We start from the raw sequence: 26193 nt of genomic DNA, 5'->3' as shown, positions 1-26193 counted from the left end.
TCGGTCCCCTGTGGCCACGACAACCAAGCCGACGGCCCCGGTTCAGCAGCCGGAAACAGGCTGGGCCATCGCACGCCGCATCCGCAGGAACCGCCGACGCACCTGCCTTCGGGTGTGGAGCGACGCGGGCGACAGGAAGGACCGCCGGGGCGGCGACATCAGCAACGTCGTACTCAGCGAGAACTGACTCTGTTTGCGAGAGCCCGCTTGACGAGGGGCGATCGCGGTCCGCGTGCCCGCGTCGCTCGCAGGCGCCTCCAGGTCACGGCGTCAGTGGCGCAAGCACCTGATTGTGGGCGTGCTGATAGATCACCGACGTGCGGAACCCCACCACCTCGCGGCGTTCGGTGAACTTGTCCATCAGGAATCCGTGGAGATAGTCGACGCTGGGAACGGACACGTGCACGATCATGTCGTCCCCGCCGGTCACGACGTACACCGTGCTGACCTCGGGCAGCCCCGCCGCGTACGTCTTGAACGCCTCGATGATCGCGCGGCTGAGCGGGCGGATCTGGAAGTGGATGAGGGCCTGGACGTGCCGGTTGAGCGCGGCCGGTGCGATGGCGGCGTGGTAGCCGGTGATGACGCCGCGGGCGCGCAGGGAACGGATGCGTTCGAGGCAGGTCGACGGGGCGATGCCGAGCGAGCGGGCGATGTCGCGGTTGGTCTGCCGCGCATCGCGCTGCAGATGGCGGACGATCGCCGAATCAAGTTCGTCCATGCCGGGAGTATGACGGCCGCGCCGACTTAAGTTCGGCGTGGGGTACGAGGACTCGGCGGAACGGCTAGCTTCGCCCCATGACAGCCGAACTCGTCGCACCCGACGCACTCCAGCACCACCCCCTGGCCGCTCAACTCCCGGGCGAGGAGCACGAGTTGGTCCAGGTCGTACGGGGCCGTCGCAGCGGTCTCGCGATCACGGTGGCGATCCACTCGACGGCCCTCGGCCCGGCCGCCGGCGGGTGCCGGATCGCCCACTACGCCGAGTCGGGCGCAGCGGTCACGGACGCGCTGCGCCTCTCGACGGCGATGACCGAGAAGAACGCGCTGGCCGGGCTGGCGCACGGCGGCGGCAAGACGGTCGTCGCCCTGCCCGCGGCGCCCGGGACCCGGGGGTCCGGAACCCCGGGGTCCGGGAGCACGGGGTCCGGGAGCACGGGAACACAACCCGCCGGCCCCAGCCTGACGGGCGAGGAGCGCACAGCGCTGCTGCACGACGTGGGCGACGCCGTCGAAGCGCTCGGCGGCCGCTACATCACCGGCCCCGACGTGGGCAGCAGCCCCGCCGACATGACGGCGATCGGCACCCGCACCGCGCACGTCTGCTGTCGTCCCGTCGAGGACGGCGGCAGCGGCGACTCCTCCCTGCACACCGCCCGCGGCACCCTGGTGGCACTGGCCGCCGTCGCCGAAGAGGCCTTCGGTTCCCCGGAGTTGAGCGGCCGTACCTTCGGTGTGATCGGCCTGGGCTCGGTCGGCGGGCACGTGGCCCGGCTCCTCCGGGAGGCCGGTGCCCGGCTCGTGGTGACCGACGTACGCCCGGAGGCCCGTCGCCTGGCCGAGGAGTTGGGCGCGTCCTGGGTGGAGCCGGACGCCGCCCTCACGGCGGAGGTGGACGTCCTCGTACCCGCCGCGCTCGGTGGTCTGCTGACCGCCCGTACAGTGCCGCAGTTGCGGTGCGCGGCCGTCGCGGGACCGGCGAACAACCAGCTCGACGAGCCCGGGACCGGTCAACTCCTCGCGGAGCAGGGCGTGTTGTGGGCTCCGGACGTGGTCGTCAGCGCCGGCGGCGTCATCCACGCGACCGGCGTGGAGCTGCGCCGAGAGTCCGCGGAGCGGCTGGCCGAGCGCATCGACGGCATCGGCGCCACCCTCCGGGAGGTCTTCCGCACGGCCCGCGCCGACCGGACCACACCCGCCGTCGCGGCCTCCCGGATCGCCGCGCAGCGGGTGCGTACGGGGCTGGTGACGCCGTGACGAACCGCTGGGTGGGCGTGACCGTCGACTGCCTCGACGTGCAGCGGGTCGCGGGCTTCTGGAGCGCGCTCCTCGACCGCCCGCCGGGGCCGTCCGAGCCCGGCTGGGTGTACCTGGGTCACGCCGACGACCCGCAACCCCGACTCGTCTTCCAGCCGGTCACCGAACCGAAGCGCGGCAAGGCACGCCTCCACCTCGACATCGCGGTCGACGACATCGAGGCGGGCATCGCCCAAGTCAGCGCCCTCGGTGGCCGGTTCACCGGAGAACGGCACGAGTACGAGGAGGGCGTGGTCGTGGTGATGGCCGATCCGGAGGGGCACGAGTTCTGCATGGTGCAGTACTTCTGACCCGGGCGGCGCGTACCCGGCGGCGTACAGGGGCGTCGTGCAGCGGCGTGACGGACAGTGTCCGGACGCGTTCTCTCCGGATGCCCGGGGCCTGTGCCGACTGATCGAAGAGGACCTGTACCGGCCGATCACCGCGCGTACCCTGTAAGTGGACGGATTTCGGTACGCCAACACGGTGCCTGGAGGACGTCATGGACGTCTTGGTGCTCATCGGTCGGATCCTCTTCGCGGCGCTCTTCCTCGGCTCGGCCTTCGGCCATCTCGGACGTACGGGAGCCATGGCCGGATACGCCGCCTCCCGGGGTGTGCCCGCCGCCAAGCCCGCCACCGTCTGCAGCGGTCTGCTGCTGCTCGCCGGAGGGCTGAGCGTGCTGCTCGGCGTGTGGGCGGACCTGGGCGCGCTGCTCCTCGCGGTGTTCCTGGTGCCGGCGGCGCTGCTCATGCACGCCTTCTGGAAGGAGAGCGATCCGCAGGCCCGGCAGATGGAGCAGATCCACTTCCAGAAGGACCTCGCGCTGGCCGGCGCGTCCCTGATGCTGCTCGCGTTCTTCGCGTACGCCGGTCACGACCTGGGCCTCACCGTCACGGGCCCGCTGTTCGACCTCGGCTGACCCTCTGAGAACGTGGCTGCCACACCGGCACACCCACGTACCCGCGTACACAGCGCCCTCAGGGGAAGGACCCCATGCCCGCCGCACCGCGACCCGCCCAGGCCCGTATCGTCCGCACCGCAGACCTCGCCCCGCAGCGCTGGGCCAACGGCGGCGGCTGGACGCGGGAGATCCACCGTGAACCCGAGCCCGGTGCGGGCCCGGACTCCCGGCCCGCCTGGCGGCTGAGCCTCGCGGACATCGACGAGCCCGGCGTGTTCTCGTCGCTGCCGGGCATGGACCGCTGTTTCCTGCTCGCCGCGCCACGCTCCGCGCCCCTGGACCTCGTGGTCGACGGCGCCGCTCACCGCCTGCGCTTCGCCGAGACCCTCGCCTTCGCCGGGGACGCCGAGGTGGCCACGACCACCGTTCCGCCGGGCACGCGCGCCCTCAACCTCATGGTCCGCAGCGGAACCACCGGCATTCCCCGGTCGCCCGAACTCCTGCGTGGAGACCTGGAGTTGAGCATCTCGGCGTCGGCCACCAACGCCCTCGTACTCCTCGACGGCGAAGCGGAGCTCGACGGCGAGAAGCTCGTACGGTTCGACGCGGTGCTCCCCGGCCGCGAGAACGCGCACCTCGTCCTGCGCGACGCCACCGTGGCCCACTTCCCGGCCCAGGCGGCCGTCTAACCCGCAACCCCAACTACCGGCGCTCAACCCGCCGTTCCCCTTCCGGCCACTCTCGCCGCACATCATGCGCACGACAACGTCAGCGCATGTGCATGCGAGAGGAACCCCCCACCCATGACGACGCGACGCCCCTGGGCCCGCCGTGCCACCGTCACCGCATTCTCCGCAACCGCCCTCCTCGCCCTGGCCGTTCCCGCCGGGGCCACGACGACCAGCACCCCGGCCGACACAGCGACGATCACCAGCACCGCGGCCGGGGACGTCGACTACGCCACCTGGCAGCGGGACTGCCAGGCCGTGATGGACCAGGCCCTGCCGTACCTCGAGGACCGCATCGCGGCGGGCGGGCCGGGCGAGAAGCAGGCCATCGTCCTCGACGTCGACAACACGGCGCTGGAGACCGACTTCGGCTTCAGCTACCCGCAACCCGCCAACAAGCCCGTCCTGGACGTCGCCCGGTACGCGCAGGAGCACGGCGTCGCCCTGTTCTTCGTGACGGCCCGGCCCGGCATCATCGCATCGGTCACCGAGTACAACCTCGAACACGTCGGGTACACGGTCAGCGGCCTGCACGTGCGCGGGCTGCCCGACCTCTTCAAGGACGTCGCCGCCTACAAGACTGCCCAGCGCGCCGCCATCGAGGCGCAGGGGTACACGGTCATCGCCAACATCGGCAACAGCGCCACCGACCTCTCCGGCGGCCACGCGGAGAAGACCTTCAAACTGCCGGACTACGACGGCCAGTTGTCGTAAACCGGCACCGGTGCCGCGGCCGCCTGGACCCCCTCACCGGAAAGCCGGTGGGCCGCTCGTGTCGCGTACGACGAGTTTCGGGTCGATGACCGCCTCCCGTACGCCGATCGTCGCGTCGTCCAGGCGGTCCACCGCGAAGCGAACCGCCTGTTCGGCCATGAGCACGGCGTCCTGACGGACCGTCGTCAGGGCGACGGGCATGAGGTGGGAGAGGTGGCTGTCGTCGTAGCCGACGACGGACACCTCTCCCGGGACGTCCACGCCGGCGCGGGCGAAGGCCATCAACAGGCCCATCGCGCAACGGTCGTTGGAGGCGAGGATCGCCGTCGGCAGCGGCGTCCCGGCGTCGCGTTCCGCGAGGAGCAAGCGGCCCGCCTCGATGCCCGCGTCCTCGGTGTGACTGCCTGGGATCACCCGGGCCTCCGTCTCGAGGCCGTGCCGCCGCATCGCCGCACGGTAGGCGCGGCGCCGCTCGGCCGAGCCCGGGTCGCGGCCGCCGTCGACGTGCGTGATGCTGCGGTGGCCGAGTTCGGCGAGGTGGTCCATGGCCTGCCGTACCCCCTTGTTGTCGGCCGAGTAGACACTGTCCAGGCTCGCGTCCCGCACCCGGCGGCCGACGGACACGGCGACGGCACGGCGGCCGAGCGCGTCCAGCCGGTCCGGGTCGGAGAGCGGGCCGAGCAGGATCAGGGCCTCGCAGCGGTGGGCGAGCAGCGCCTCGACCGCCTGCCCCTCGTCCCGCCCTGGGGCGGTGGCGGAGAGCAGCACCTCGTACCCGTACCGCTCCGCCTCCGGATAGATGCCCTCTACGAGGTCCGCCTGGAACGGCTGGTGAACGGTGAAGAGCACGCCGAGGGTGCGGCTGCGGCCGCGGGCGAGGAGGCGGGCCGCGTTGTCCGGCCGGTACCCGATCTCCTCGGCGACCCGCAGCACGCGGTCACGGGTCTCCTGACCCGCGCCCGGCTGATTGCGGAAGACGATCGAGACCAGGGCCCGCGAGACCCCGGCCTTCTCGGCGACGTCCGCCATCGTGGGGCGTTGCTTGCCCGTTCCACTCACCTGTGACTCCACGCCCTTCGCCGTGCGGCCACGAAATCCCGTGGCAACAACCTATTGACATGACATTTGAACAGGGGTCATCGTACTCGCACTAGAGCGCGCTAGTAGAGCGCGCCAGTCAAGAAGAACGTTCCCCCTGCACGAGCTGTCGTCCTGAGCGAAGGGACCCCTGCGTGATGTCGTTCGAAGTGCTGACCATGGGCCGAGTCGGGGTGGACGTGTATCCGCTCCAGACAGGCGTGGGGCTCGCCGAGGTCGCCTCGTTCGGCAAGTACCTGGGCGGCAGCCCCACCAACGTCGCGGTGGCCGCCGCCCGTTACGGGCACCGCACGGCCGTGATCACCAAGACGGGCTGCGACCCGTTCGGCGACTTCGTACGGACGGCCCTCGACGGCTTCGGGGTCGACACCCGGTTCGTCGGTGAGTCGGACATCGCGCCGACACCGGTGACGTTCTGCGAGATCTTCCCGCCGGACGACTTCCCGCTGTACTTCTACCGGCAGCCGAAGGCCCCCGACCTGGACATCAAGCCGGAGGAGCTGGACCTGGAGGCCGTACGCGAGTCCGAGATCCTCTGGTTCACCGGCACCGGGCTCAGCGAGGAGCCGAGCCGCTCGGCGACGCTCGCGGCGCTGGACCACCGGGCGAAGGCGGCCACGACAGTCTTCGACCTCGACTGGCGCCCCATGTTCTGGCGCGACCCGGCCGAGGCGCGCGCGTACTACGCCGAGGCACTGCGTCACACCACGGTCGCCGTGGGCAACCGAGACGAGTGCGAGGTGGCCACCGGCGAGCGCGAGCCGCAGGCCGCCGCCAAGGCACTGCTCGCGGCCGGTGTCGAGCTGGCCGTGGTGAAACAAGGACCCGAAGGTGTTCTCGCGATGGGTCAGGACGGTTCCGTGGCCCAGATCCCGCCGGCGCCCGTGGATGTGGTCAACGGCCTCGGCGCGGGCGACGCGTTCGGCGGCGCGCTCTGCCACGGCCTGCTGTCCGGGTGGGACGTGGAACGCACGGTGTCCTTCGCCAACGCAGCGGGGGCGGTCGTCGCGGGCCGTCTCGCCTGCGCCGACGCCATGCCCACCGAGTCCGAGGTCGAGTCCAAGCTGCGCGAGGTGCACCCCTGATGCCCACTGACAAGTCAGAGATCGTGGACCGGATCGTCGGGGCCCGGGTCAACGACCCGGGCGCCATCGCAGCGGCCGCCGCCCGCCGCATGAAGGCCACATCGCCGTTCGGCGAGCACGGCAAGGTCATGATCATCGCTGCGGACCACCCGGCGCGCGGCGCCAACGCGGTGGGTGCCGACCCGACGGCGATGGCCGACCGCTTCGAGCTGCTCGACCGCATGTGCATCGCCCTCGAACGGCCGGGAGTGACCGGGGTGTTGGCGACCGCCGACATCCTGGAGGACCTGCTGCTCCTCGGCGTCCTCGACGGCAAGAGCGTCTTCGGGTCGATGAACCGCGCGGGCCTGGCGGGTTCGTCGTTCGAGATCGACGACCGGTTCACCGGGTACGACGCGGAGACGATCGCCGCGATGGGTTTCGACGGCGGCAAGATGCTCACCCGTATCGCGCTGAACGACGCCGCGACACCGTCCGTGCTGGAGAACACCGCCCGCGCCGTCGACGAGTTGAACGACCGCCGACTCATCGCCATGGTCGAGCCGTTCCTGTCGGAGTGGCAGCAGGACGGGCGGATCCGCAACGACCTCTCGACCGAGGCTGTCATCAAGTCGGTCACCATCGCTTCCGGGCTCGGCCGACGCAGCGCCTACACCTGGCTGAAGCTGCCGGTCGTCCCCGACATGGAGCGCGTGCTCGCCTCCTCCACGCTGCCCGCCGTGCTGCTTGGCGGCGAGGTCAAGGACCCTGAGGCGGCGTTCGAGTCGTGGGGCAAGGCCCTGAAGCTGCCTACGGCACAGGGGCTCACCGTCGGCCGTTCCCTGCTCTACCCCTCGGACGGCGACGTGGCCGGTGCCGTGGACCGGGCGGTGAGCCTGCTGTGAACGGCTCCACCGACACCTCCAAGTACCACCTGCCGGCGGGGACGTCGTGTCGAGGTCCGTACGACTTGGACGTGACCCCCGAGTCGGCAGGGTGGGGACACTCCGGCCTCAAGATCCTCACCCTCGGCCCCGGCGAGGCACACGCGCTCTCCACGGGGGACTCCGAGTTTCTCGTACTGCCCTTGCGTGGCGGGTGCACCGTCACCGTCGGGGGCGAGGTCTTCGAACTCCAGGGCCGCAGCGGCGTGTTCGACTCGGCCACCGACTTCGCCTATCTGCCGCACACCACAGAGGCCCTCCTCCGCAGCGCGTCCGGCGGGACGTTTGCGCTGCCCTCGGCCCGTACCGGCGGGCCCGCACAGCCCGCCCGGTACGGGCCCAAGGAGAACGTGCCGGTCGAGCTGCGCGGCGCCGGGGCCTGCTCCCGGCAGGTCAACAACTACTGCCTGCCCGGCACCTTCGAGGCCGAGCAGCTCCTGGTCTGCGAGGTCCTCACGCCTGGCGGCAACTGGTCCTCGTACCCGCCGCACAAGCACGACCAGGCACGCACCGACGCCGACGGCAACCCGGTCGAGAGCGAACTCGAGGAGATCTACTACTTCGAGATCGCCGAGGGGCCCGACGGACGACCCGGCTTCGGATACCAGCGGGTGTACGGGACCGAGGAGCGGCCGCTCGATGTGCTGGCCGAAGTCCGTTCCGGCGACACCGTGTTGATCCCGCACGGCTGGCACGGGCCGTCGATCGCCGCGCCCGGCTACGACCTGTACTACCTGAACGTCATGGCCGGTCCCGGACAGGACCGTGCGTGGCTGATCTGCGACGACCCGGCGCACGGCTGGGTGCGCGGCACCTGGGCGTCCCAGGACGTCGACGACCGGCTCCCCTTCGGAGAACAGCGATGAACACCGTACGACTCACCACCGCCCAGGCCCTGGTCCGCTTCCTCGCGCAGCAGTACAGCGAGCGGGACGGCCAGGAGCAGCGGCTGATCCCCGGCGCCTGGGGGATCTTCGGGCACGGCAACGTGGCGGGCATCGGTCAGGCCCTGCTGCAGGCGGCGCGGACTCAAGAAGCCGATCTCCCCTACTACTTGGCGCGCAACGAGCAGGGCATGGTGCACGCCGCCGTGGCCTACGCGAAGATGCGCGACCGGCTCGCGACCTTCGCCTGCACGGCGTCCACCGGGCCCGGGTCCACCAACATGATCACGGGTGCGGCGCTCGCGACCACCAACCGGCTGCCGGTCCTGCTGCTCCCCAGCGACATGTTCGCCACCCGCTCCCCCGACCCCGTGCTGCAGCAGCTGGAGGACCCCCGGGCCGGAGACGTCACGGTCAACGACGCCTTCCGGTCCGTGTCGAAGTACTTCGACCGCATCACCCGGCCCGAGCAGCTGATCCCGGCCGCGCTCGCGGCGATGCGGGTGCTGACGGATCCGGTGGAGACGGGTGCGGTGACGCTCGCGCTGCCGCAGGACGTGCAGGCCGAGGCGCACGACTGGCCGGTGGAGTTCTTCCGTCGGCGGGTGTGGCACGTCGGACGTCCGGTCCCGGAGGCGGGGGCGGTCGAACGGGCCGTACGGATCCTGCGGGGCGCAAAGAGGCCGCTGATCGTGGCCGGTGGCGGGGTCGTGTACTCCGGCGCCGAGACCGCGCTGCGGGCGTTCGCCGAGGCGACCGGCATCCCGGTCGCGGACACGCACGCGGGCAAGGGCGCGGTGGCGTGGGACCACCCGTGCGCGGTGGGCGGCCTCGGCTCGACGGGTGCGTACGCCGCGAACGAGCTGGCGAAGGACGCCGACGTGGTGCTCGGCATCGGCACCCGATACTCGGACTTCACCACCGCGAGCCACACCGTGTTCGGCAACCCGGACGTCACGTTCGTCAACCTCAACGTGGCCCGCCTGGACGCGGTGAAGCACTCCGCCGAACCCGTCGTCGCGGATGCACGTCTCGGCATCGAGGCCCTCGCCGGTGCGCTGACCGACTGGCAGGTCACACCCGAATACCGGGTGCACACACGCCAACTCATCGTCCGCACAAGGGAGATCGAGGAGGAGTGCTTCGGCCCCGACCGGAACACGGGGAAACTCCCCGCTCAGACCCAGGTGCTGGGCGCCCTCAACAACACCCTCGACGACCGTGCCGTGGTCATCAACGCCGCCGGCTCGATGCCCGGTGACCTTCAGCAGCTGTGGCGGGCCCGGGACCCCAAGGCGTATCACGTCGAGTACGCATACTCCTGCATGGGCTACGAGGTCGCGGCCGGCGTCGGCGCGAAGATGGCCGCGCCGGACCGCGAGGTCGTCGTGCTCGTCGGGGACGGCTCGTACCTGATGATGGCTCAGGAGATCGTCACCATGGTCTCCGAGGGCCTGAAGGTCATCGTCGTCCTGGTCCAGAACCACGGCTTCGCCTCCATCGGCTCCCTCTCCGAGGCACTGGGCTCGCAGCGTTTCGGGACCAAGTACCGCTACCGCAACGGTGGTTCGGGCCACCTGGACGGCGCTGTCCTGCCGGTCGACCTGGCCGCGAACGCCGCGTCGCTCGGCGCGGACGTGCTGCACGCCACCACCGTCGACGAATTCCGTACGGCGATGGAGAAGGCGAAGGCCGCCGAGCGCACCACCGTCGTCCACGTCGAGACCGACCTGTACGGGCCCAACCCGCCCGGCCACGGCTGGTGGGACGTGCCCGTCAGCGAGGTCTCCGCCCTCGAATCCACCCGCACCGCGTACGAGACGTACGCCGCACGCAAGCGCGCCCAGCGCCACTACCTGTGACAAGGAAAGCCCTCATGAACACCGTCCCGCACTGGATCGACGGCGCACCGGCTCCCGTCGGCGACAGCCTCACCGCCCCCGTCTTCAACCCCGCCACCGGCCAGGAGCAGGCCCGCGTCGCCCTCGCCGCCCCGTCCGACGTGGACGCGGCCGTCGCCGCCGCTTCCCGCGCCTTCGAGGCCTGGTCCGAGTCCTCGCTCTCGCAGCGCACCCAAGTCCTGTTCGCCTTCCGTCAGTTGCTGGTGGAGCACGAGGAGGAGCTGGGGCGGATCATCTCCGCCGAGCACGGCAAGACCGTCGACGACGCGCGCGGTGAGATCACCCGTGGCCGTGAGGTCGTCGAGTACGCCTGCGGCCTCGGGGACGTGTCGAAGGGCGGCTTCTCCGACCAGGTGTCGCGCGGTGTGGACGTGCACAACTTCCGTCAGCCGCTCGGGGTCGTCGCCGGGATCACGCCGTTCAACTTCCCCGCGATGGTGCCGCTGTGGATGCACCCGATCGCCATCGCCACGGGCAACACGTTCATCCTCAAGCCCAGCGAGCGCGACCCTTCGGCCGCGAACTTCGTCGCCGAGCTGTACAAGAAGGCCGGTCTGCCCGACGGCGTCTTCAACGTCGTCCACGGCGACAAGACCGCAGTGGACGCGCTCCTCACCCACTCCGGCGTCGAGGCCGTGTCGTTCGTCGGGTCCACGCCGATCGCCAAGTACGTGCACGAGCAGGCCACTTCGCGCGGCAAGCGGGTGCAGGCGCTCGGCGGCGCGAAGAACCACGCCGTCGTCCTGCCCGACGCCGACCTGGAGTTCGCCGCCAACCACATCACGGCCGGGGCGTACGGCTCGGCCGGCGAGCGCTGCATGGCCGTGTCCGTTGCGGTGGCCGTCGGCGACGCGGCCGACGGCCTGGTCGAGGTCCTGAAGCGCAAGGCCGAAGAGGTCAGGGTCGGCCCGGGCGACGCACCCGGTACCGACATGGGCCCTCTCGTAACCGCCGCGGCCCGCAAGCGCGTCGAGAGCGCTGTCGCCGGAGCCGCAGGTCAGGGCGCCACGGTCGTCGTCGACGGCCGCGGCGTCAAAGTCGAAGGCCACGAGGACGGGTTCTTCACCGGCCCCTCCCTCCTCGACCACGTGACCGCCGAGATGGACGCCTACAAGGAAGAGCTGTTCGGCCCGGTCCTCGCCGTGGTCCGCGTCGACACCCTCGACGAGGCGATCGCCCTGATCAACGCCAACCCGTACGGCAACGGCACCGCCCTGTTCACCGACTCCGGCGAGGCCGCACGCCGATTCCAGCGAGCCGTCAAGGTCGGCATGATCGGCGTCAACGTGCCGGTGCCGGTCCCGATGTCGTACTACTCCTTCGGCGGCTGGAAGGACTCCCTCATCGGCGACTCCCCCATCCACGGCCCCGAAGGCATCCGCTTCTACACCCGCCCGAAGGTCGTCACCACCCGCTGGCCGCGACCGGCGCAGCACGTCGCCGCCGGATTCACCTTCCCCACCTCCAACTGACCGCCTGCCCCCATCACTTGAAGGACTCGACCATGGCAACGGCGCCCACACCGCTCCGCACCACCGCAGGCAACCTGTGCCTCGGCTCCGCTCCCGACTCCTGGGGCGTCTGGTTCCCCGAGGACGAGCACCAGGTCCCGTACACCCGCTTCCTCGACGAACTCGCCCGCGCCGGGTACGAGTGGCTGGAGCTCGGCCCGTACGGCTATCTGCCCACCCGACCCGCCGTACTCGCCGAGGAGTTGGCGGCGCGCGGGCTGAAGGTGTCCGGCGGCACCGCGTTCGGCGCGCTGCACCGACCCGAGGCATGGGACGACATGCTCGCCCACGTCCGGCAGGTCGCCGAACTGACCGCGGCCGCCGGGGCCCACCACCTCGTGCTCATCCCGCCCATGTACCGGGACGAGAAGACCGGCGCGTTCACCGAGCCGCCCGAGCTGACCGCCGCCCAGTGGGCCGGCTTCGGCAAGAACGCCGACCGGCTCGGCAAGCTCCTCCTCGACGAGTACGACATCCGCCTCGTCCTGCACCCGCACGCCGACAGCCACATCCAGACGCAAGCAGAGATCGAGCGGCTGCTCAACGAGTCCGACTCGCGGTACACCAACCTGTGCCTCGACACCGGGCACGTCGCGTACGGCGGTGGCGACAACCTGGACCTGATCCGCCGCTACGGCGAGCGCGTCGGCTACGTCCACATCAAGCAGATGGACCCGGAGATCCTCGCCCAGGTCGCCGCCGAGGACCTCTCCTTCGGCGAGGCCGTCAAGCGCGGCGTGTGCGTCTCGCCCCCGGCGGGCGTGCCCAACCCTGCCGATGTCGTCGCCGAACTCGCCACTCTGGACGCCGAGTTGTTCGTGATCGTCGAGCAGGACCTGTACCCGTGCGCTCCCGACGTGCCGCTGCCCATAGCGGTCAGCACCCGCGAGCACCTGGCCGGCTGCGGCCTCACCGGAACCCACCGACCCGCGCTTCACCGCTGAGGGGGCACGCCATGGACGTCAGGGACGACGCGACCACGGCGCCACCGGCGGCTCACCAGGAGACGCCACCCCGGGACGTGAGCCGCCGCCTGCGGGTCATCACCCTCATCGCCACCTTCGGCGGACTCCTCTTCGGCTACGACACGGGAGTCATCAACGGCGCCCTGCCGTACATGACCGAGGATCTGGGTCTCACGCCCGTCACCGAGGGCATGGTGACCAGCTCGCTGCTGCTCGGCGCCGCACTCGGCGCGATCACCGGCGGACGGCTCTCCGACGCACGCGGCAGGCGCCGCAACATCCTCCTCCTCGCCGTGCTGTTCTTCGTCGGCGCACTCGCCTGCACGCTCGCCCCGACCACCGAGTTCATGGTGGTGGCGCGGTTCGTCCTCGGCCTCGCCGTCGGCGGCGCCTCGGTCACCGTGCCGGTCTATCTCGCGGAGGTGTCGCCCGCCGAACGGCGCGGCGCCCTCGTCACCCGCAACGAACTCATGATCGTCAGCGGGCAGTTGCTCGCCTTCTCCTTCAACGCGGTCATCGCACGGATCGGCGGCGAGTCCGGCGGCGTGTGGCGGTGGATGCTGGTCATCTCCACGCTGCCCGCCGTGGTGCTCTGGTTCGGGATGCTGGTGATGCCGGAGAGCCCGCGCTGGCTGGCCGCGCAGGGCCGCTTCAAGGAGGCCTTCGAGGTGCTCCGGCAGATCAGGTCCCAGCAGCGGGCCGAGGACGAGCTGCGCGAGGTCACCGCCCTGTCCGTGAAGGACGAGCAGGAGAAGCTCGGCGGCTGGCAGGACATGAAGGCCGTGCCGTGGGTGCGGAAGCTGATGTTCGTCGGCTTCGGCATCGCGATCGTGCAGCAGATCACCGGCGTCAACACGATCATGTACTACGGCACGCAGATCCTCACCGACGCGGGCTTCGCCTCCGACAGCGCCCTGACCGCGAACATCGCCAACGGCGTCATCTCGGTCGCCGCGACGTTCGTCGGGATCTGGCTGCTCGGCCGGGTGCCACGACGGCCGATGCTGATGGTCGGTCAACTCGGCACCACGGGCGCCCTGTTGCTGATCGGCGTGTTCTCGCTGGCGCTGCCCGCGGGCGAGCCGCGCGCCTACGCGGTGCTCGCCATGACGGTCACCTTCCTCGCGTTCCAGCAGGGCGCCATCTCCCCGGTGACCTGGCTGACCCTGTCGGAGATCTTCCCGATGCGGATGCGGGCCTTCGGCATGGGCGTGGCCGCCGTGGTGCTGTGGCTGACCAACTTCGCCATCGGCCTGGTCTTCCCCTCGCTCGTCTCCGGCCTCGGGATCTCCGCCACGTTCTTCCTCTTCGTCGCGCTCGGCGTGCTCGCCCTGGCGTTCGTGAAGAAGTACATGCCCGAGACGAAGGGCCGCAGCCTCGAAACCCTCGAAGCGGAACTCAAGGCCCGCTTCTCCTGAACGCCCCTCAATTCCCCTGATGTTCCGGGCTGTTGCTGAGCCCGGACCGCCGCACGAAAGGCAGAACCCATGACCGTACGCGTAGGCGTCGTCGGCGCCGGCTGGATCGGCCGGGAGCACATCCGGCGCCTCACCGAGGTGGTCTCCGGCGCCCGGGTCACCGCCGTCACCGACATCGACCCGGACCGTGCCGCGCAGGCCGCCGCACCGGTCGGCGCGACCGTGCACCCGGACAGGGCCGCGCTCGTCGCCGCCGCCGACGTGGACGCCGTACTCGTCACCTCCTGGGGGCCGACGCACGCCGAGCACGTCCTGAACGCCGTCGCCGCCGGCAAGCCCGTGTTCTGCGAGAAACCCCTCGCCACCACCGCCGAGGACTGCCTGCGCATCGTGGAGGCCGAGATCGCACACGGCCGCCGTCTCGTCCAGGTCGGCTTCATGCGCCGCTACGACCAGGGCTACCGGCAGCTGAAGGACGTCGTCGACTCCGGTCGCATCGGCACGCCCCTGATGGTGCACTGCGCCCACCGCAACCCGACCGTGCCCGAGACGTACACCTCGGACATGGCCGCGCTCGACACGGCCGTGCACGAGATCGACGTACTGCGCTGGCTCCTCGACGACGAGATCATCTCCACGCAGGTCGTCACCCCACGCTCGACGAGCAAGCGCTTCGCGCACCTCAAGGACCCGCAGATCATGCTCTTCGAGACCGCGAAGGGCACCCGCATCGACCTGGAGGTGTTCGTCAACTGCCAGTACGGCTACGACATCCAGTGCGAGGCCGTCGGTGAGGAGGGCCTCGTCCGGCTGCCCGACCCGGCCGCCGTCGGCGTGCGCACCGCGGCCCGGCACAGCACCGAGGTGCTCACCGACTGGGTGGGCCGCTTCGAGGCCGCCTTCGACACCGAGTTCCGCGAGTGGATCGCGGGCGTCGCGGCCGACGCCGAGCCCACCGGCCCGTCCGCCTGGGACGGGTACGCCGCGACCGTCATCACCAGCGCGACCGTCGAGGCCCTGCACTCCGGCGCCGTCGTCGCCACCGACCTCAAGCCCCGCCCGGCGTTCTACGGAGGCAACGCGTGAAGATCGCCATCGACCCGTACATGTTCCGCGCCCTGCCCATCGACGAGATGGTCCGCACGGTCGCCGAACTTGGCTACGAGTACATCGAGTTGTCGCCCCGCGACGACTTCATGCCGTTCTTCCTGCACCCGCGCGCGGACGACGCGCGCGTGGCCGAGCTGAAGACAGCCCTGCGTACGCACGGAGTTCAGCTGTCGTCGGTCCTTCCGCTCTACAAGTGGTCCTCGCCCGACGAGACCGAGCGGCAGGCCGCCGTCCGCTACTGGAAGCGGATGATCGAGATCACCGCAGAGCTCGAATGCCCGCTGATGAACTCGGAGTTCAACGGCCGCCCGGAGCAGGCCCCCGAGTCGGAGGCCGCGTTCTGGCGCTCCATGGAGGAACTCCTGCCGGTCTTCGAACGCGAGGGCATCGCCCTGAACCTGGAGGCGCACCCCGACGACTTCTGCGAGGAGAACAACCCGGCCGTCGACCTGGTCCGCGCGATCAACAAGCCCTGGGTCAACTACCTGTACTGCGCCCCGCACTCCTTCCATCTCGCCGGCACGGACCCGCGGGCGGACATAGCGGCGATGATGCGGTACGCCGGCGACAAGCTGCAGCACGTGCACATCGCGGACTCCTTCAACCACAAGGGCTCGTCCGGCCTGCGCTACATCATGAACCCGCCCGGCACGCCCGCCCGCATCCACCAGCACCTCGACATCGGGCAGGGCGAGGTCGACTGGGACGTCTTCTTCGGCACGCTGCGCGAGCTGAACTTCGACGGCGTCGCCACGGCCTGCGTCTTCGCCTGGGAGGAACGGGCCCGGGAGTCGTCCGCGTACATGCTCGACCGGATCCGGAAGGAACTCGCCGTATGAGGCTCGGGGTCCCTACGCCGCCGGCGCACGGCTGACCGGGTCCGACGCCAACGGCAACCCGCCGGCGCCTGACCCCGTCGCCGTACCTCGGCGTGGAGGGGCTGCGCGTCGCCTTCCGCGCCGCCGCGAAGGACACGCGGCGCACCACCTCAGCGCCCCTCCGGTTCCACCGGGAGCCACAGTTCCGCGTGGCCCTCGGGCTTGTGCGGGGACAGGCGGGTGCGGAGGATCTCGGGGCCGGTGCGGGTGCGGTACGGGTTGGACGGGAACCACTCCGTGAACACGTCCCGCCACAGTTCCTGGATGGCCCGCGGCACCGGCCCGGACACGGTGAACACCGCCCACGTCCCGGCCGGCACGGGCAGCACCGTCGTGCCCTCGGGGGCGGCCGCCGACGTGATCACACCGTGGTGGTAGTCGAGTCCGGTGCCCTCGGCGCGGCTGGGGTCGAGGTCGTCGCAGACCGCGACGAGGCCGTGCGGCTCCTGGTCCGACAGCTGCTCCAGGCGCTCCAGGTCCCGCGGGTCGAGGCCCCGTACGAAGTCGACGATGGCCTGATTGGGGCCCGTGTGCACCAGCGGTACGCGGGCCTTGAACCCGACGACGGTGAAGTCCGCCTTGTCGACGACCCGGTACCGCATGCTGCTGCTCCCGTCGACGGTGAGGCGGAACGCCATCCGGGACTGCGAGTTGAGCGCCGCACCGGTGCGCCGGGCCTCGCCGGGGCCGACGCCGTGCATGGCGCGGAAGGCCCGCGCGAACGCCTCGCCGGACGAGTACCCGTACCGCACCGCGATGTCCAGGAGCGTCTCGCGCCCGGCGAGCACCTCGGCGCCCGCGAGGGTGAGCCGGCGGCGGCGTACGTACTCGGACAGCGGCATGCCCGCGAGGGCGGAGAACATCCGGCGCAGGTGGTACTCCGAGGTGGCCGCGATGCGGGCCAGCTCCGCCACGTCGACGGTCTCGTCGAGATGCGCCTCGATGTGCTCCATGGCCTGGTTCAGCCGCTCCAGCACACCCGGCCTCCTTCCGCTTCCCTCGCTCCGGCCCGGCCCGGCCCGGCACGAGGACGGACCTGCCCGCTTCCCTCGCCCCGGTCGGCACGAGGACGGACCTGCCCGCTTCCCTCGCCCCGGTCGGGGCGTTCACGGGACGATCGTGCACCACTGCCCCCTGCGACGCCGCCTCAGCCCTCCCCGTCCGGGCCCGGCGCGTCCAGCCCGAGGCCGCGGCGGATCGCGATCTCCACGGGTGAGTAGGCGCCGTCGGCCCGCTCCAGCTCGTACGGCGCGGCCGGCAGCAGCGGCGGCTGGGCCATGAAGCGGGGCCGTGACCCGTGGTGCGGCTGGGCCGCGTGCACCAGGAAGGGGTGGCAGAGGAAGACGTCGCCCGGGGAGCCGGTGGCGAGGGCGAGCGGCCGGTGGTCGGAGGCCGCGACCAGGTCGGGCGCGAGGGCGAGCCCGCTCGCACCGTCCTCCCCGTACGGCTCCAGGACCTTCGGCACGTCGAGGTGGGAGCCGACCCGGATGCGGGTGGGGGCGTCGGCCTCGCCGACCTCGCTGAACAGGAACAGCATGAGGAGCGCCCGGCCCCGGGACCGCAGATCGGTGAACGGCCAGGTCTCGCCGTCCGGCAGATAGCTCCCCTCGATGTGCCAGCCCGCGTCGTCCGGCTCCTCCTCGTGCGGGAAGCGCAGCGGGAACGTGCCGAGGGAGTAGCGCGGCTCCCATCGTCCCGCGCCGACGAGCAGGTCGTACGCGTGCTGCAGATACGGGGAGTTGGGGGCGGCGGCGAAGGGGCCCTGGGCCATGCCGCCCACCCAGTGCACGGGCTGCGTCCACGTGGCCGGGTCGTCCGGGTCGCAGCCGGTCTCCCGCCACAGCAGCCGCGCACAGTCCGCCGCCACGCGCGGCGCGACGGCGCCGTCCAGCTTCACGAAGCCGTCCCGGAGGAAGCGGTGTACCAAGGTCGTGTCGTCCATGCCCCCAGGGTGCGGCGGGGCCGGGCACGCGGACCCGACATCCCGTGCACGGGTTCTGTCGGGTCCGGGTGCGGGCCGATCCCCTTCCCCCACCGCCCAATTCGCCCGCACCGGACAAGAGGGGATTCCCCTTCCCGCCTCGCCGTATCCACCCCCGTGTCCGATTCGGACCCGATTCAGCACGCCTTCAATGAACCTGCACATCGAATGTGCACGCCGGTCACGCAATTCGGTACGTACTCCCCGGGGAATTTCCGTGCACGGGCCACAGGAAGGGCAATCCGGCGGGAAGATGTCCGACTTGTTGGAAGGAGTCGTTCCGCATCCGTCTTTTCCCTCTGTGAATGTTGTGAAGGAGCTGCCGCGACGCGGTGAACTCGCCTGCACGCAGCGGTGATTCGATGCCGCTGACGTGCGGGACCGGCTCTCCATCGATTGGATGTGCGTGCCGCGAACGTGCTTTGATCCAGGCTCCCGCGGAATTGGAGCCACTGGTTCGGCGGGTTGGAAACACCCCCTTACAACTTTCATGAGAAGGGCAGTTCGCATCATGAACAACACCCCCCAGGTCGCGACCGCCGAGCTTTCCGACGCCGACCTCGACAACGTCGCCGGCGGCCTCGTCAACGGCGTTCTCGGCAACGTGACCGGCAACGTCACCGGCACCCTCGACTCGGTCGCCCCGGTCTCCGGCGTCGTCTCCGGCGTCGTCGGCACCGTCGAGGGCACCACCGGCCTGAACACCGGCGCCGTCCAGGGCCTGGCCACCGGCCTGACCGCCGGTCTCTGAGCCTTCCGCTCACCGAGACGCCATGCTTCGTGAGCCCCGGATCCTCGTGTTCCGGGGCTCTCGGACGCATCAGGCACCCGCTCGAACCCGGGCCCAGGCCCCGGTTCGGGCTCCGGCACAGTAAGGAAAGCGTCCCGTGCAGTTCCGCCAACAGGCCCTGTCCAAGCTGCAGTCGCCCGAGGAACTCGACGTACCGGTGCGCTACGCCCGACCGCAGGGCCTGCTCGTCCTCGCCGTGACCCTCGTCGTCATGGCCGCCGCGAGCGTCTGGGCCGTCACCGGGTCCGTCCCCTCGACGCTCCGCGCCCCCGGCATCCTCACCCACGGCCAGGGCAGTTACGTCCTGCAGAGCCCCGTCACCGGCCAGGTGACCCGCGTACTCGCCGAGGAGGGCAAGCGCCTCGACGCCGGCGCGCCCGTCCTGCAGGTCCGAACCGACCAGGGCTACAAGGTCGTTCGCGCCATCGCCGCCGGCCGCGTCAGCACCCTCGTCGCCCGCATCGGCACCGTCGTCACCACCGGCGCCGACGTCGCGACCCTGGAGCGCATGGAACGCCCCGACGACCCGCTGCTCGCCATGCTGTACGTCCCCGCCGAGAGCGCCGCCACCGTCCCGCTCGGCGCGTCCGTCGACGTCTCCGTGCAGTCCGTGCCCTCCCAGGAGTACGGCACGGTCCGCGGGAAGGTGCAGGCCGTCGGCCGCGCCGCGCAGACCCGGCAGAAGATCGCCGCCTTCCTCGGCGACGTCGAACTCGCCGGGCAGTTCACGAAGAGCGGCCCGCCCGTCGCCGTCCTCGTGAAGCTCCAGAAGAGCGACACCACCAAGACCGGGTACACCTGGTCGACCGCGGGCGGCCCGCCGTTCGCGCTCGCCTCGATGACCCCGGCCACCGGCGCCCTGCACCTCGCCGAGCAGCGCCCGATCGATTGGCTGCTTCCGTGACCGCACCACCCCCCTCCCCGGCGCACCAGCAGCAGCTGCCCCCGCCCGGCGGCCGGCGCCGCCACCGCCCCGAGCCCCCGCAGCGCGGCCGCCGCCGCGCCGCCCCGCGCCCCGCGTCGAAGGGCAAGCGGCCGGGTACCGTGCGCACGCCCACCGTGCTGCAGATGGAGGCCGTCGAGTGCGGCGCCGCCGCCCTCGCGATGGTCCTCGCGCACCACGGCCGGCACGTCCCGCTCGAAGAGCTGCGCATCGCCTGCGGCGTCTCCCGCGACGGCTCCCGGGCCAGCAACGTCCTGAAGGCGGCCCGGAGTTACGGCCTCACCGCCAAGGGCATGCAGATGGAGCCCGCCGCCCTCGCCGAGGTCAAGGCGCCCGCGATCCTGTTCTGGGAGTTCAACCACTACGTCGTGTACGACGGCACCGGGCGCCGCTTCGGCCGCCGCGGCGTGTTCATCAACGACCCCGACAAGGGCCGCCGCTTCGTACCCGCCGAGGACTTCGACACCAGCTTCACCGGAGTCGTCCTGGTCCTCGAACCCGGCGAGAACTTCCGTCCCGGCGGCCGCAGGCCCGGCGTGATGAAGGCCCTGCCCGCCCGGCTGCGCGGCACCACCGGCACGATGCTCGCCGCGCTCCTCGCGAGCCTCCTGCTCGTGGCCGTCGGCGCGGCGCTGCCCGCGCTCAGCCGCACGTACATCGACCTGTTCCTGATCGAGCATCAGACCTCGCTGCTCGGCGCGCTGTTCGCGTCGATGGGGGCGATGGTGGCGCTCACCGTCGTGCTGACCTGGCTGCAACAGGCCAACCTGCTGCGCGGCCGGATCATCTCCTCCACGCTCGGCAGCGCCCGCTTCCTGCGCCACCTCCTGCGGCTGCCCGTCACGTTCTACGCCCAGCGCAGCCCCGCCGACCTCGTGCAGCGCCTCGCCTCCAACGACGCGGTCGCCGAGACCCTGGCCCGCGACCTCACGGCGACCGCCGTCGACGGCATCGTGGTCCTCCTCTACGCGGCCCTGCTGTGGACGTACGACCCGCAGCTCACCCTCGTCGGGGTGGGGCTGGCGCTGCTCAACATCGTGGCCATGCGCGTCGTGATCAAGCTGCGCGCGACGGGCACACAGAAGCTGCGCGCCGACAGCGCCAAGCTCACCAACACCTCGTACACCGGCCTGCAGTTGATCGAGACGATGAAGGCCACCGGCGGCGAGAACGGCTACTTCCGGCGGTGGGCCGGGCAGCACGCCACCACCCTGGAGGAGCAGCAGAAGCTCGGCGTGCCCAGCGCCTGGCTCGGCATCGTCGCGCCGACGCTCGCGACGCTCAACAGCGCTCTGATCCTGTGGATCGGCGGCCTGCGCGCGGTCGACGGGCATCTGTCGATCGGTCTGCTCGTCGCGTTCCAGGCGCTCGTGACCCGGTTCACCGCGCCGATCACCCGGCTCAACGGCGTCGCGGGCCGCATCCAGGACTTCGCGGCCGACGTGGCCCGCCTCAAGGACGTCGAGAACTTCCCCGTCGACTCCCTGTACTCCCGCCCCGAGCCGCCCGCCAGCACGCGCCGCCTGAAGGGCCACGTCACGCTGGAGAACATCACGTTCGGCTACAGCCCGCTCGACAAGCCGCTCCTCGACGGCTTCGACCTGACCGTCGGGCCCGGCCAACAGGTCGCGCTCGTCGGCGGTTCGGGCAGCGGCAAGTCGACCGTGTCGCGGCTCATCTCGGGCCTGTACAGCCCGTGGGAGGGCACCATCCGCATCGACGGGCAGCGTCTGGAGGACATCCCGCGCGGCGCGCTCTCCGCGTCCGTCTCGTTCGTCGACCAGGACGTGTTCCTCTTCGAGGGCACGGTCCGCGACAACGTGGCCCTGTGGGACCCGTCGATCCCCGACGAGGCCGTCGTCGCCGCGCTCCAGGACGCCTGCCTGTACGACATCGTGGCCCGCAGGCCCGGCGGCATCCACGGCCGGGTCGAGCAGGACGGCCGGAACTTCTCCGGCGGCCAGCGCCAGCGCCTGGAGATCGCCCGGGCCCTGGTGCGCCGCCCCAGCATCCTCGTCCTCGACGAGGTGACCAGCGCCCTGGACGCCGAGACCGAGCAGACCGTCATCGACAACCTGCGCCGCCGCGGCTGCGCCTGCGTCGTCATCGCGCACCGGCTCAGCACGGTCCGCGACAGCGACGAGATCGTGGTCCTCGACCACGGCCAGGTCGTCGAACGCGGCCGGCACGAGCACCTGGTCGCCGCGGGCGGCGCCTACGCGAACCTGGTCAAGGAGCACTGAGGTGACCTCCGTACCGGAACAGCAGATGTACGCCCAGGACCCGGTCGCCGGGGCCTTCGGCGCCCTCGGCACGCCCGCCGACTGCACCGGCCTGAGCAGCATCCACCTCGAAGGCCCGCAGGTCCTGTGGTACGTGGTGGCCGGCGCCCTCGACCTGTTCGCGGTCGACGCGGTGCAGCAGGGCCACTGGCACTACCTCGGCCGCCTCGAACCCGGCACCCTCCTCCTCGGCCCGGTCGAGGGCCCGCAGCACACCCTGGTCGGCCGCCCGTTGCAGGGCTGCGAGCTGCGCCGCATCCCGCTGCGCGAGCTGTACGTCCCCGACCACGGCGACACCTGGGCGTACGAGCAGCACTACCCGAGCCAGTACGACACCCAGGACCAGGCCCTCAGCCTGTTGGAGCACGCCTTCGCGCTCGGCATCGGGCGCGGGCACCGGGTGCTCTTCGAGGCGCCGCTGGACGGCCGCGGCATCGGCGACGACGTGGTGGCCGACGACGAGATCCTGTGGATGCCGGTCGTGCCGGGCAGCGTGCAGTACGGCGCCGCGTACAGCCAGGAGGCCACCGGCGACCTGCTCGTGGACCCCGCGATGTGGCAGCGGATGGTCAACCAGCAGTACCGCCTGCTGTCCACCCTCGACCGCTGGATCGAGCGCCAGGAGCAGGCCCACGAGGACCGGGCGGCGGCCGGCATCAAGGCGGGCGAGAACGTCCGTGAGGAGGCCGACCGCACCCTCATCGCCTCCATCGGCCGTTCGGGCAGGCGGAGTTCACGGCGTACGGACACGGCCGCGGGCCGGGACGCGACGTTCGCGGCGTGCCGGCTCGTCGCCGAGGCGGGCGGCATCACGCTGACCGACCCGGCGGACGGCGGCGCGGTGAGCGAGCGGATCGACCCGGTCGAGCAGATCGCGGTGGCCTCGCAGGTCCGCACCCGGCCCGTGCGGCTCGCCGGCAGCTGGTGGCGGGAGAACGCGGGCCCGCTGGTCGGCTTCCGCGCGGCGAGCGGCACCCCGGTGGCGCTGCTGTGGCGGCGCGGCGGGTACGAGTCGGTGCATCCGACGTCGGGGCGGCGCACCCGGGTCGACAAGTCCAACGCGGACGAGTTCGAGCCGCGGGGCGTCATGTTCTACCGGCCGCTGCCCGACCGGCCGTTGACGCCGTGGCGGCTGGCCCTGTTCAGCCTGCGCGGCAGCGGCGGCGACGTACGGAACCTGGGGCTCGCCTCGCTGGTGACGGTCGTCCTGGGCGCGCTGGTGCCGATCGCGACCGGGCAGGTGCTCGGCGTGTTCGTGCCGAACGCGGAGAAGAGCCTGATCGTGCAGGTCGCCGTGGCCGTCATGATCGCCGGGATCGTGTCGGCGGCGTTCATGCTGTTGCAGAACCTCACCGTGCTGCGGATGGAGGGCCGGATGGAGAGCGCGCTCCAACCGGCCGTCTGGGACCGCCTGTTGCGCCTGCCGACCCGCTTCTTCGCGTCCCGCTCGACGGGTGAGCTGGCGAGCGCGGCGATGGGCGTCAGCGCGATCCGCAGAGTCCTGTCGGGCATCGGCCCGGTAGCCCTCCAGGCGACGTCCATCGGCGCGATGAACGTCGTACTCCTGCTCCTCTACAGCGTGCCGCTCGCCCTCGCGGCGATGGCGATGCTCGCGGTGATCGCAGCGGTCTTCCTCACTCTCGGCCTGTGGGAACTGCGCTGGCAGCGGCGCCTGGTGGAGCTCGGCAACAAGCTGAACAACCAGGCATTCCAGACCCTGCGCGGACTGCCGAAGCTGCGCGTCGCCGGTGCGGAGAGCTTCGCGTACGCGGCGTGGGCCGGGGAGTTCGCGCGCAGCAGGGAACTGCAGCAGAAGGCCGGCCGCATCAAGAACGTCACGACGGTCCTGAACGCGGTCTACCTCCCCCTCTGCACGCTCGTGATGTTCATGCTCCTCGCGGGCCCGGCGAGCGGCACGCTGACGGCGGGCGAGTTCCTCACGTTCAGCACGGCCGTGACGATGCTCCTCACCTCCGTCACGCAGTTGACCGGCGCGCTGCTGTCGGCGGCCGCGGTGCTGCCGATGTTCGAGCAGATCAAGCCGGTCCTCGACGAGGCACCCGAGGTCCGCACGGGTACGGCCCAGCCGGGCGAGCTGCAGGGCGGGATCGAGGCCCGCGGCCTGTCCTTCCGGTACGCGGACGACGGCCCGCTGGTCCTGGACGACGTGTCCCTGTCCATCCGACCGGGCGAGTTCGTGGCGGTCGTCGGCCCGAGCGGCTGCGGCAAATCGACCCTGCTCCGCCTCCTCATCGGCTTCGACGAGCCGGTGTCGGGCACGGTGCTGTACGACGGCCAGGACCTGGCGGCGCTCGACCAGGCGGCGGTGCGTCGGCAGTGCGGTGTCGTGCTGCAGAACGCGCAGCCGCTCACCGGCTCGATCCTGGACTGCATCTGCGGCGCCGAGGCGTTCACGCAGGAGGAGGCGATGGAGGCGGCGGCGATGGCGGGGCTCGCGGAGGACATCAAGCGCATGCCGATGGGGCTGCACACGATGATCTCCGGCGGCGGCGCGATCTCCGGCGGCCAGCGCCAGCGCCTGATGATCGCCCAGGCCCTGATCCGGCGCCCGCGGGTCCTGTTCTTCGACGAGGCGACGAGCGCCCTGGACAACGAGGCGCAGCGCACGGTCATGGACAGCACCCGCACCCTGAACGCGACCCGCGTCGTCATCGCCCACCGCCTCTCCACGGTCCTGGGCGCGGACCGGGTGATCGTCATGTCCGAGGGCCGAGTGGTCCAACAGGGGCCCCCGGCGGAGTTGCTGGCGGACACGAACGGCAGGTTGCACGAACTGGTCCGGCGCCAGATGCAGTGAGGTCGGGCGGGGCTGGGGCTGTTCCTTCTCCCCCACCCCGCCCCTTCCCGAAAGTCCTGCGGACAGCCCCGGGGGCTCCGCCCCCGAACCCCCGCTCCTCAAACGCCGGAGGGGCTGAATTGCACGGGCGAGCAGGCCCCTCAAGGGACGCGGCAAACTGCGCGAGCGGCCACCGACGACGGAACAGCCGGGCGACGGGCCGAGGGGGCTGGGAGGGCCCCCGTCGGGGGCGCGGGGAACTGCGCGACCAGCCACGACGGCGCAGCAGCCGGACACCGGCCCGAGGGGCCAGGAGCGTGCCCCGACAGGGGCGCGGGGAACTGCGCGACCAGCCACCGGCGGCCGGAAGCCGAACGACGGCCCCGGGGTCCGGGGCGGAGCCCCGAAAAGCGGGGGCCCGGGGGCGCAGCACCCGGAGCCGTCCGCTGAGGACTTCGGGAAGGGGCGGGGAGGGGAAGACTCACGTGGCCCGCCGACTCGGCCTCCACCCCGCCCGCGGCACCGCCCCCCGCAACGCCCGCGTATACGCCTCCTTCGGCGCCCGCAACACCTCCCCCGTCTCCCCTCGCTCGACCACCTTCCCCCCGGCCATCACCACGGCCACCTCACTGATCTGATGCACCACGGCCAGGTCGTGGGAGATGAACACATAGCTGATCCCGCGCCGTTCGCGAATGTCGGCCAGCAGGTTCAGGATCTGCGCCTGGATGGACATGTCCAGTGCCGCGACCGCCTCGTCGAGCACCAGCACCTCCGGCTCGACGGCGAGTGCCCGCGCGATCGCGACCCGCTGCCGCTGCCCGCCGGACAGTTGCCGCGGCAGCATCCCGGCGTGCCGCCCGCTGAGCCCGACCGCCTCCAGCAACTCCCCGGCTCGCGTCCGCCGTTCTGCCGGCGTGAGCGGGAAGTGCAGGTCGAGGCTGTTCTCGATGACGGCGCCGATGCGCTGGAGTTTGTCGAGCGAGGAGTACGGGTCCTGGAACACGATCTGCATCTCCCTCGCCCGACGCCGCCGTTCCGCCGACGAGACCCGCCCTGTCTTCCGTTCCCGCCCGCACACCCGGACGGTGCCGCCCGAGGGCGTCTCCAGTCCGACGAGCATCCGCGCGAGCGTGGTCTTCCCGGAGCCCGACTCCCCCACGACGGCGAGGGACTGGCCGCGTTCCAGCGTCAACGACACGTCGTCGACGGCCACGGCGGCGCCGAACTCCTTGCGCAGTCCTGTCGCTTCCACCACAACGCCG

The 26193-nt window shown here is 71.4% G+C and carries 24 protein-coding genes; 19 read left to right on the top strand and 5 right to left on the bottom strand.

Annotated features, from left to right (window positions below):
• The first annotated feature begins 10 nt into the window (after nucleotides 1-10).
• Nucleotides 11-187, top strand: coding sequence for a hypothetical protein (locus ACIDOF_RS18690; protein ID WP_409007037.1), 177 nt, complete (start codon nucleotides 11-13; stop codon nucleotides 185-187).
• 75 nt (nucleotides 188-262) lie between these two features.
• Here the strand turns inward: ACIDOF_RS18690 and ACIDOF_RS18685 are convergent, their stop codons facing one another.
• Nucleotides 263-721 (bottom strand): Lrp/AsnC family transcriptional regulator, encoded by a 459-nt coding sequence (locus ACIDOF_RS18685; protein WP_409007036.1) that lies wholly within the window; start codon nucleotides 719-721, stop codon nucleotides 263-265.
• Nucleotides 722-798: 77 nt separating this feature from the next.
• Here ACIDOF_RS18685 and ACIDOF_RS18680 point away from each other — a divergent pair, with 77 nt between their 5' ends.
• From ACIDOF_RS18680 to ACIDOF_RS18660, 5 genes are all read left to right on the top strand, one after another.
• Nucleotides 799-1977, top strand: coding sequence for a Glu/Leu/Phe/Val dehydrogenase dimerization domain-containing protein (locus tag ACIDOF_RS18680; protein ID WP_409007035.1), 1179 nt, complete (start codon nucleotides 799-801; stop codon nucleotides 1975-1977).
• The gene (locus ACIDOF_RS18675; RefSeq protein ID WP_409007034.1) at nucleotides 1974-2327 is read left to right on the top strand and encodes a VOC family protein; all 354 of its coding nucleotides are present in this window, start codon (nucleotides 1974-1976) and stop codon (nucleotides 2325-2327) included. The genes ACIDOF_RS18680 and ACIDOF_RS18675 overlap by 4 nt, the downstream gene beginning before the upstream one ends.
• Nucleotides 2328-2518: 191 nt before the next feature.
• Complete coding sequence (locus ACIDOF_RS18670; protein ID WP_409007033.1) at nucleotides 2519-2938, top strand: DoxX family protein; 420 nt, start codon at nucleotides 2519-2521, stop codon at nucleotides 2936-2938.
• A gap of 74 nt (nucleotides 2939-3012) precedes the next feature.
• Nucleotides 3013-3609, top strand: a complete 597-nt coding sequence (locus ACIDOF_RS18665) for a HutD family protein (protein WP_409007032.1) — start codon at nucleotides 3013-3015, stop codon at nucleotides 3607-3609.
• Between the two features lie 114 nt (nucleotides 3610-3723).
• Nucleotides 3724-4362, top strand: a complete 639-nt coding sequence (locus tag ACIDOF_RS18660; protein WP_409007031.1) for an HAD family acid phosphatase — start codon at nucleotides 3724-3726, stop codon at nucleotides 4360-4362.
• Between the two features lie 33 nt (nucleotides 4363-4395).
• Here the strand turns inward: ACIDOF_RS18660 and ACIDOF_RS18655 are convergent, their stop codons facing one another.
• Nucleotides 4396-5391 carry a LacI family DNA-binding transcriptional regulator gene (locus ACIDOF_RS18655; RefSeq protein ID WP_409007076.1) on the bottom strand — a complete coding sequence of 332 codons (996 nt, stop codon included), beginning with the start codon at nucleotides 5389-5391 and terminating at the stop codon, nucleotides 4396-4398.
• A gap of 206 nt (nucleotides 5392-5597) precedes the next feature.
• On the opposite strand from ACIDOF_RS18655, the gene iolC reads away from it, so the two are divergent.
• The 9 genes from iolC (at nucleotide 5598) to ACIDOF_RS18610 (ending at nucleotide 16096) form a co-directional block, all read left to right on the top strand.
• Complete coding sequence (gene iolC, locus ACIDOF_RS18650; RefSeq protein ID WP_409007030.1) at nucleotides 5598-6545, top strand: 5-dehydro-2-deoxygluconokinase; 948 nt, start codon at nucleotides 5598-5600, stop codon at nucleotides 6543-6545.
• Entirely contained in the window at nucleotides 6545-7429 is an 885-nt protein-coding gene (locus tag ACIDOF_RS18645; protein ID WP_409007029.1) for an aldolase, read from the top strand. Before iolC ends, ACIDOF_RS18645 begins: the two co-directional genes overlap by 1 nt.
• Nucleotides 7426-8334, top strand: coding sequence for a 5-deoxy-glucuronate isomerase (iolB, locus tag ACIDOF_RS18640; RefSeq protein WP_409007028.1), 909 nt, complete (start codon nucleotides 7426-7428; stop codon nucleotides 8332-8334). Before ACIDOF_RS18645 ends, iolB begins: the two co-directional genes overlap by 4 nt.
• Nucleotides 8331-10214: a 3D-(3,5/4)-trihydroxycyclohexane-1,2-dione acylhydrolase (decyclizing) gene (gene iolD, locus ACIDOF_RS18635; RefSeq protein WP_409007027.1), complete on the top strand. Its 1884-nt coding sequence runs from the start codon at nucleotides 8331-8333 to the stop codon at nucleotides 10212-10214. The genes iolB and iolD overlap by 4 nt, the downstream gene beginning before the upstream one ends.
• 14 nt (nucleotides 10215-10228) lie before the next feature.
• Complete coding sequence (locus ACIDOF_RS18630) at nucleotides 10229-11725, top strand: CoA-acylating methylmalonate-semialdehyde dehydrogenase (protein WP_409007026.1); 1497 nt, start codon at nucleotides 10229-10231, stop codon at nucleotides 11723-11725.
• 32 nt (nucleotides 11726-11757) lie between these two features.
• Nucleotides 11758-12708, top strand: coding sequence for a TIM barrel protein (locus ACIDOF_RS18625; protein WP_409007025.1), 951 nt, complete (start codon nucleotides 11758-11760; stop codon nucleotides 12706-12708).
• 11 nt (nucleotides 12709-12719) lie between these two features.
• Nucleotides 12720-14147 (top strand): sugar porter family MFS transporter, encoded by a 1428-nt coding sequence (locus ACIDOF_RS18620; RefSeq protein WP_409007024.1) that lies wholly within the window; start codon nucleotides 12720-12722, stop codon nucleotides 14145-14147.
• 69 nt (nucleotides 14148-14216) lie between these two features.
• On the top strand, nucleotides 14217-15233 hold the full coding sequence (locus tag ACIDOF_RS18615) for a Gfo/Idh/MocA family protein (RefSeq protein ID WP_409007023.1): 1017 nt from the start codon (nucleotides 14217-14219) through the stop codon (nucleotides 15231-15233).
• Nucleotides 15230-16096, top strand: coding sequence for a sugar phosphate isomerase/epimerase family protein (locus tag ACIDOF_RS18610; RefSeq protein WP_409007022.1), 867 nt, complete (start codon nucleotides 15230-15232; stop codon nucleotides 16094-16096). Before ACIDOF_RS18615 ends, ACIDOF_RS18610 begins: the two co-directional genes overlap by 4 nt.
• Before the next feature lie 149 nt (nucleotides 16097-16245).
• Here the strand turns inward: ACIDOF_RS18610 and ACIDOF_RS18605 are convergent, their stop codons facing one another.
• Together ACIDOF_RS18605 and ACIDOF_RS18600 are read right to left on the bottom strand one after the other, a co-directional pair.
• Nucleotides 16246-17112 carry a GyrI-like domain-containing protein gene (locus tag ACIDOF_RS18605; RefSeq protein ID WP_409007021.1) on the bottom strand — a complete coding sequence of 289 codons (867 nt, stop codon included), beginning with the start codon at nucleotides 17110-17112 and terminating at the stop codon, nucleotides 16246-16248.
• Between the two features lie 170 nt (nucleotides 17113-17282).
• A complete protein-coding gene (locus ACIDOF_RS18600; protein ID WP_409007020.1) occupies nucleotides 17283-18077 on the bottom strand; it encodes a phytanoyl-CoA dioxygenase family protein in 795 nt (264 codons plus the stop codon).
• Nucleotides 18078-18627: 550 nt separating this feature from the next.
• On the opposite strand from ACIDOF_RS18600, the gene ACIDOF_RS18595 reads away from it, so the two are divergent.
• The 4 genes from ACIDOF_RS18595 to ACIDOF_RS18580 all read left to right on the top strand — a co-directional run bounded on the left by ACIDOF_RS18595 (nucleotide 18628) and on the right by ACIDOF_RS18580 (nucleotide 24949).
• Nucleotides 18628-18867 (top strand): type A2 lantipeptide, encoded by a 240-nt coding sequence (locus ACIDOF_RS18595; RefSeq protein ID WP_409007019.1) that lies wholly within the window; start codon nucleotides 18628-18630, stop codon nucleotides 18865-18867.
• Between the two features lie 136 nt (nucleotides 18868-19003).
• Nucleotides 19004-19810 carry an HlyD family efflux transporter periplasmic adaptor subunit gene (locus ACIDOF_RS18590; protein WP_409007018.1) on the top strand — a complete coding sequence of 269 codons (807 nt, stop codon included), beginning with the start codon at nucleotides 19004-19006 and terminating at the stop codon, nucleotides 19808-19810.
• Nucleotides 19807-22092, top strand: a complete 2286-nt coding sequence (locus tag ACIDOF_RS18585) for an NHLP family bacteriocin export ABC transporter peptidase/permease/ATPase subunit (RefSeq protein WP_409007017.1) — start codon at nucleotides 19807-19809, stop codon at nucleotides 22090-22092. The genes ACIDOF_RS18590 and ACIDOF_RS18585 overlap by 4 nt, the downstream gene beginning before the upstream one ends.
• A 25-nt stretch (nucleotides 22093-22117) precedes the next feature.
• On the top strand, nucleotides 22118-24949 hold the full coding sequence (locus ACIDOF_RS18580; protein WP_409007075.1) for an NHLP bacteriocin export ABC transporter permease/ATPase subunit: 2832 nt from the start codon (nucleotides 22118-22120) through the stop codon (nucleotides 24947-24949).
• A 460-nt stretch (nucleotides 24950-25409) separates the two neighbouring features.
• Here the strand turns inward: ACIDOF_RS18580 and ACIDOF_RS18575 are convergent, their stop codons facing one another.
• Nucleotides 25410-26183, bottom strand: coding sequence for an ABC transporter ATP-binding protein (locus ACIDOF_RS18575; protein WP_409007016.1), 774 nt, complete (start codon nucleotides 26181-26183; stop codon nucleotides 25410-25412).
• Nucleotides 26184-26193: the final 10 nt, after the last annotated feature.

Origin of the sequence: Streptomyces sp. Da 82-17, assembly GCF_046098215.1 — a bacterium.
Classification (GTDB): domain Bacteria; phylum Actinomycetota; class Actinomycetes; order Streptomycetales; family Streptomycetaceae; genus Streptomyces.
Note: the sequence above shows the minus strand (reverse complement) of the source record. Positions and strands in the feature narration are given on the sequence as shown.

What these genes read in the sequence shown, in the direction of transcription:
- iolC (WP_409007030.1), top strand. Translation starts at nt 5,598, where the DNA reads ATGTCGTTCGAAGTGCTGACCATGGGCCGAGTCGGGGTGGACGTGTAT.
- ACIDOF_RS18595 (WP_409007019.1), top strand. Translation starts at nt 18,628, where the DNA reads ATGAACAACACCCCCCAGGTCGCGACCGCCGAGCTTTCCGACGCCGAC.
- iolD (WP_409007027.1), top strand. Translation starts at nt 8,331, where the DNA reads ATGAACACCGTACGACTCACCACCGCCCAGGCCCTGGTCCGCTTCCTC.
- ACIDOF_RS18620 (WP_409007024.1), top strand. Translation starts at nt 12,720, where the DNA reads ATGGACGTCAGGGACGACGCGACCACGGCGCCACCGGCGGCTCACCAG.
- ACIDOF_RS18625 (WP_409007025.1), top strand. Translation starts at nt 11,758, where the DNA reads ATGGCAACGGCGCCCACACCGCTCCGCACCACCGCAGGCAACCTGTGC.
- ACIDOF_RS18615 (WP_409007023.1), top strand. Translation starts at nt 14,217, where the DNA reads ATGACCGTACGCGTAGGCGTCGTCGGCGCCGGCTGGATCGGCCGGGAG.
- ACIDOF_RS18580 (WP_409007075.1), top strand. Translation starts at nt 22,118, where the DNA reads ATGTACGCCCAGGACCCGGTCGCCGGGGCCTTCGGCGCCCTCGGCACG.
- ACIDOF_RS18630 (WP_409007026.1), top strand. Translation starts at nt 10,229, where the DNA reads ATGAACACCGTCCCGCACTGGATCGACGGCGCACCGGCTCCCGTCGGC.
- ACIDOF_RS18670 (WP_409007033.1), top strand. Translation starts at nt 2,519, where the DNA reads ATGGACGTCTTGGTGCTCATCGGTCGGATCCTCTTCGCGGCGCTCTTC.
- ACIDOF_RS18600 (WP_409007020.1), bottom strand. Translation starts at nt 18,077, where the DNA reads ATGGACGACACGACCTTGGTACACCGCTTCCTCCGGGACGGCTTCGTG.
- ACIDOF_RS18655 (WP_409007076.1), bottom strand. Translation starts at nt 5,391, where the DNA reads ATGGCGGACGTCGCCGAGAAGGCCGGGGTCTCGCGGGCCCTGGTCTCG.
- ACIDOF_RS18680 (WP_409007035.1), top strand. Translation starts at nt 799, where the DNA reads ATGACAGCCGAACTCGTCGCACCCGACGCACTCCAGCACCACCCCCTG.
- ACIDOF_RS18660 (WP_409007031.1), top strand. Translation starts at nt 3,724, where the DNA reads ATGACGACGCGACGCCCCTGGGCCCGCCGTGCCACCGTCACCGCATTC.
- ACIDOF_RS18665 (WP_409007032.1), top strand. Translation starts at nt 3,013, where the DNA reads ATGCCCGCCGCACCGCGACCCGCCCAGGCCCGTATCGTCCGCACCGCA.
- ACIDOF_RS18645 (WP_409007029.1), top strand. Translation starts at nt 6,545, where the DNA reads ATGCCCACTGACAAGTCAGAGATCGTGGACCGGATCGTCGGGGCCCGG.
- ACIDOF_RS18685 (WP_409007036.1), bottom strand. Translation starts at nt 721, where the DNA reads ATGGACGAACTTGATTCGGCGATCGTCCGCCATCTGCAGCGCGATGCG.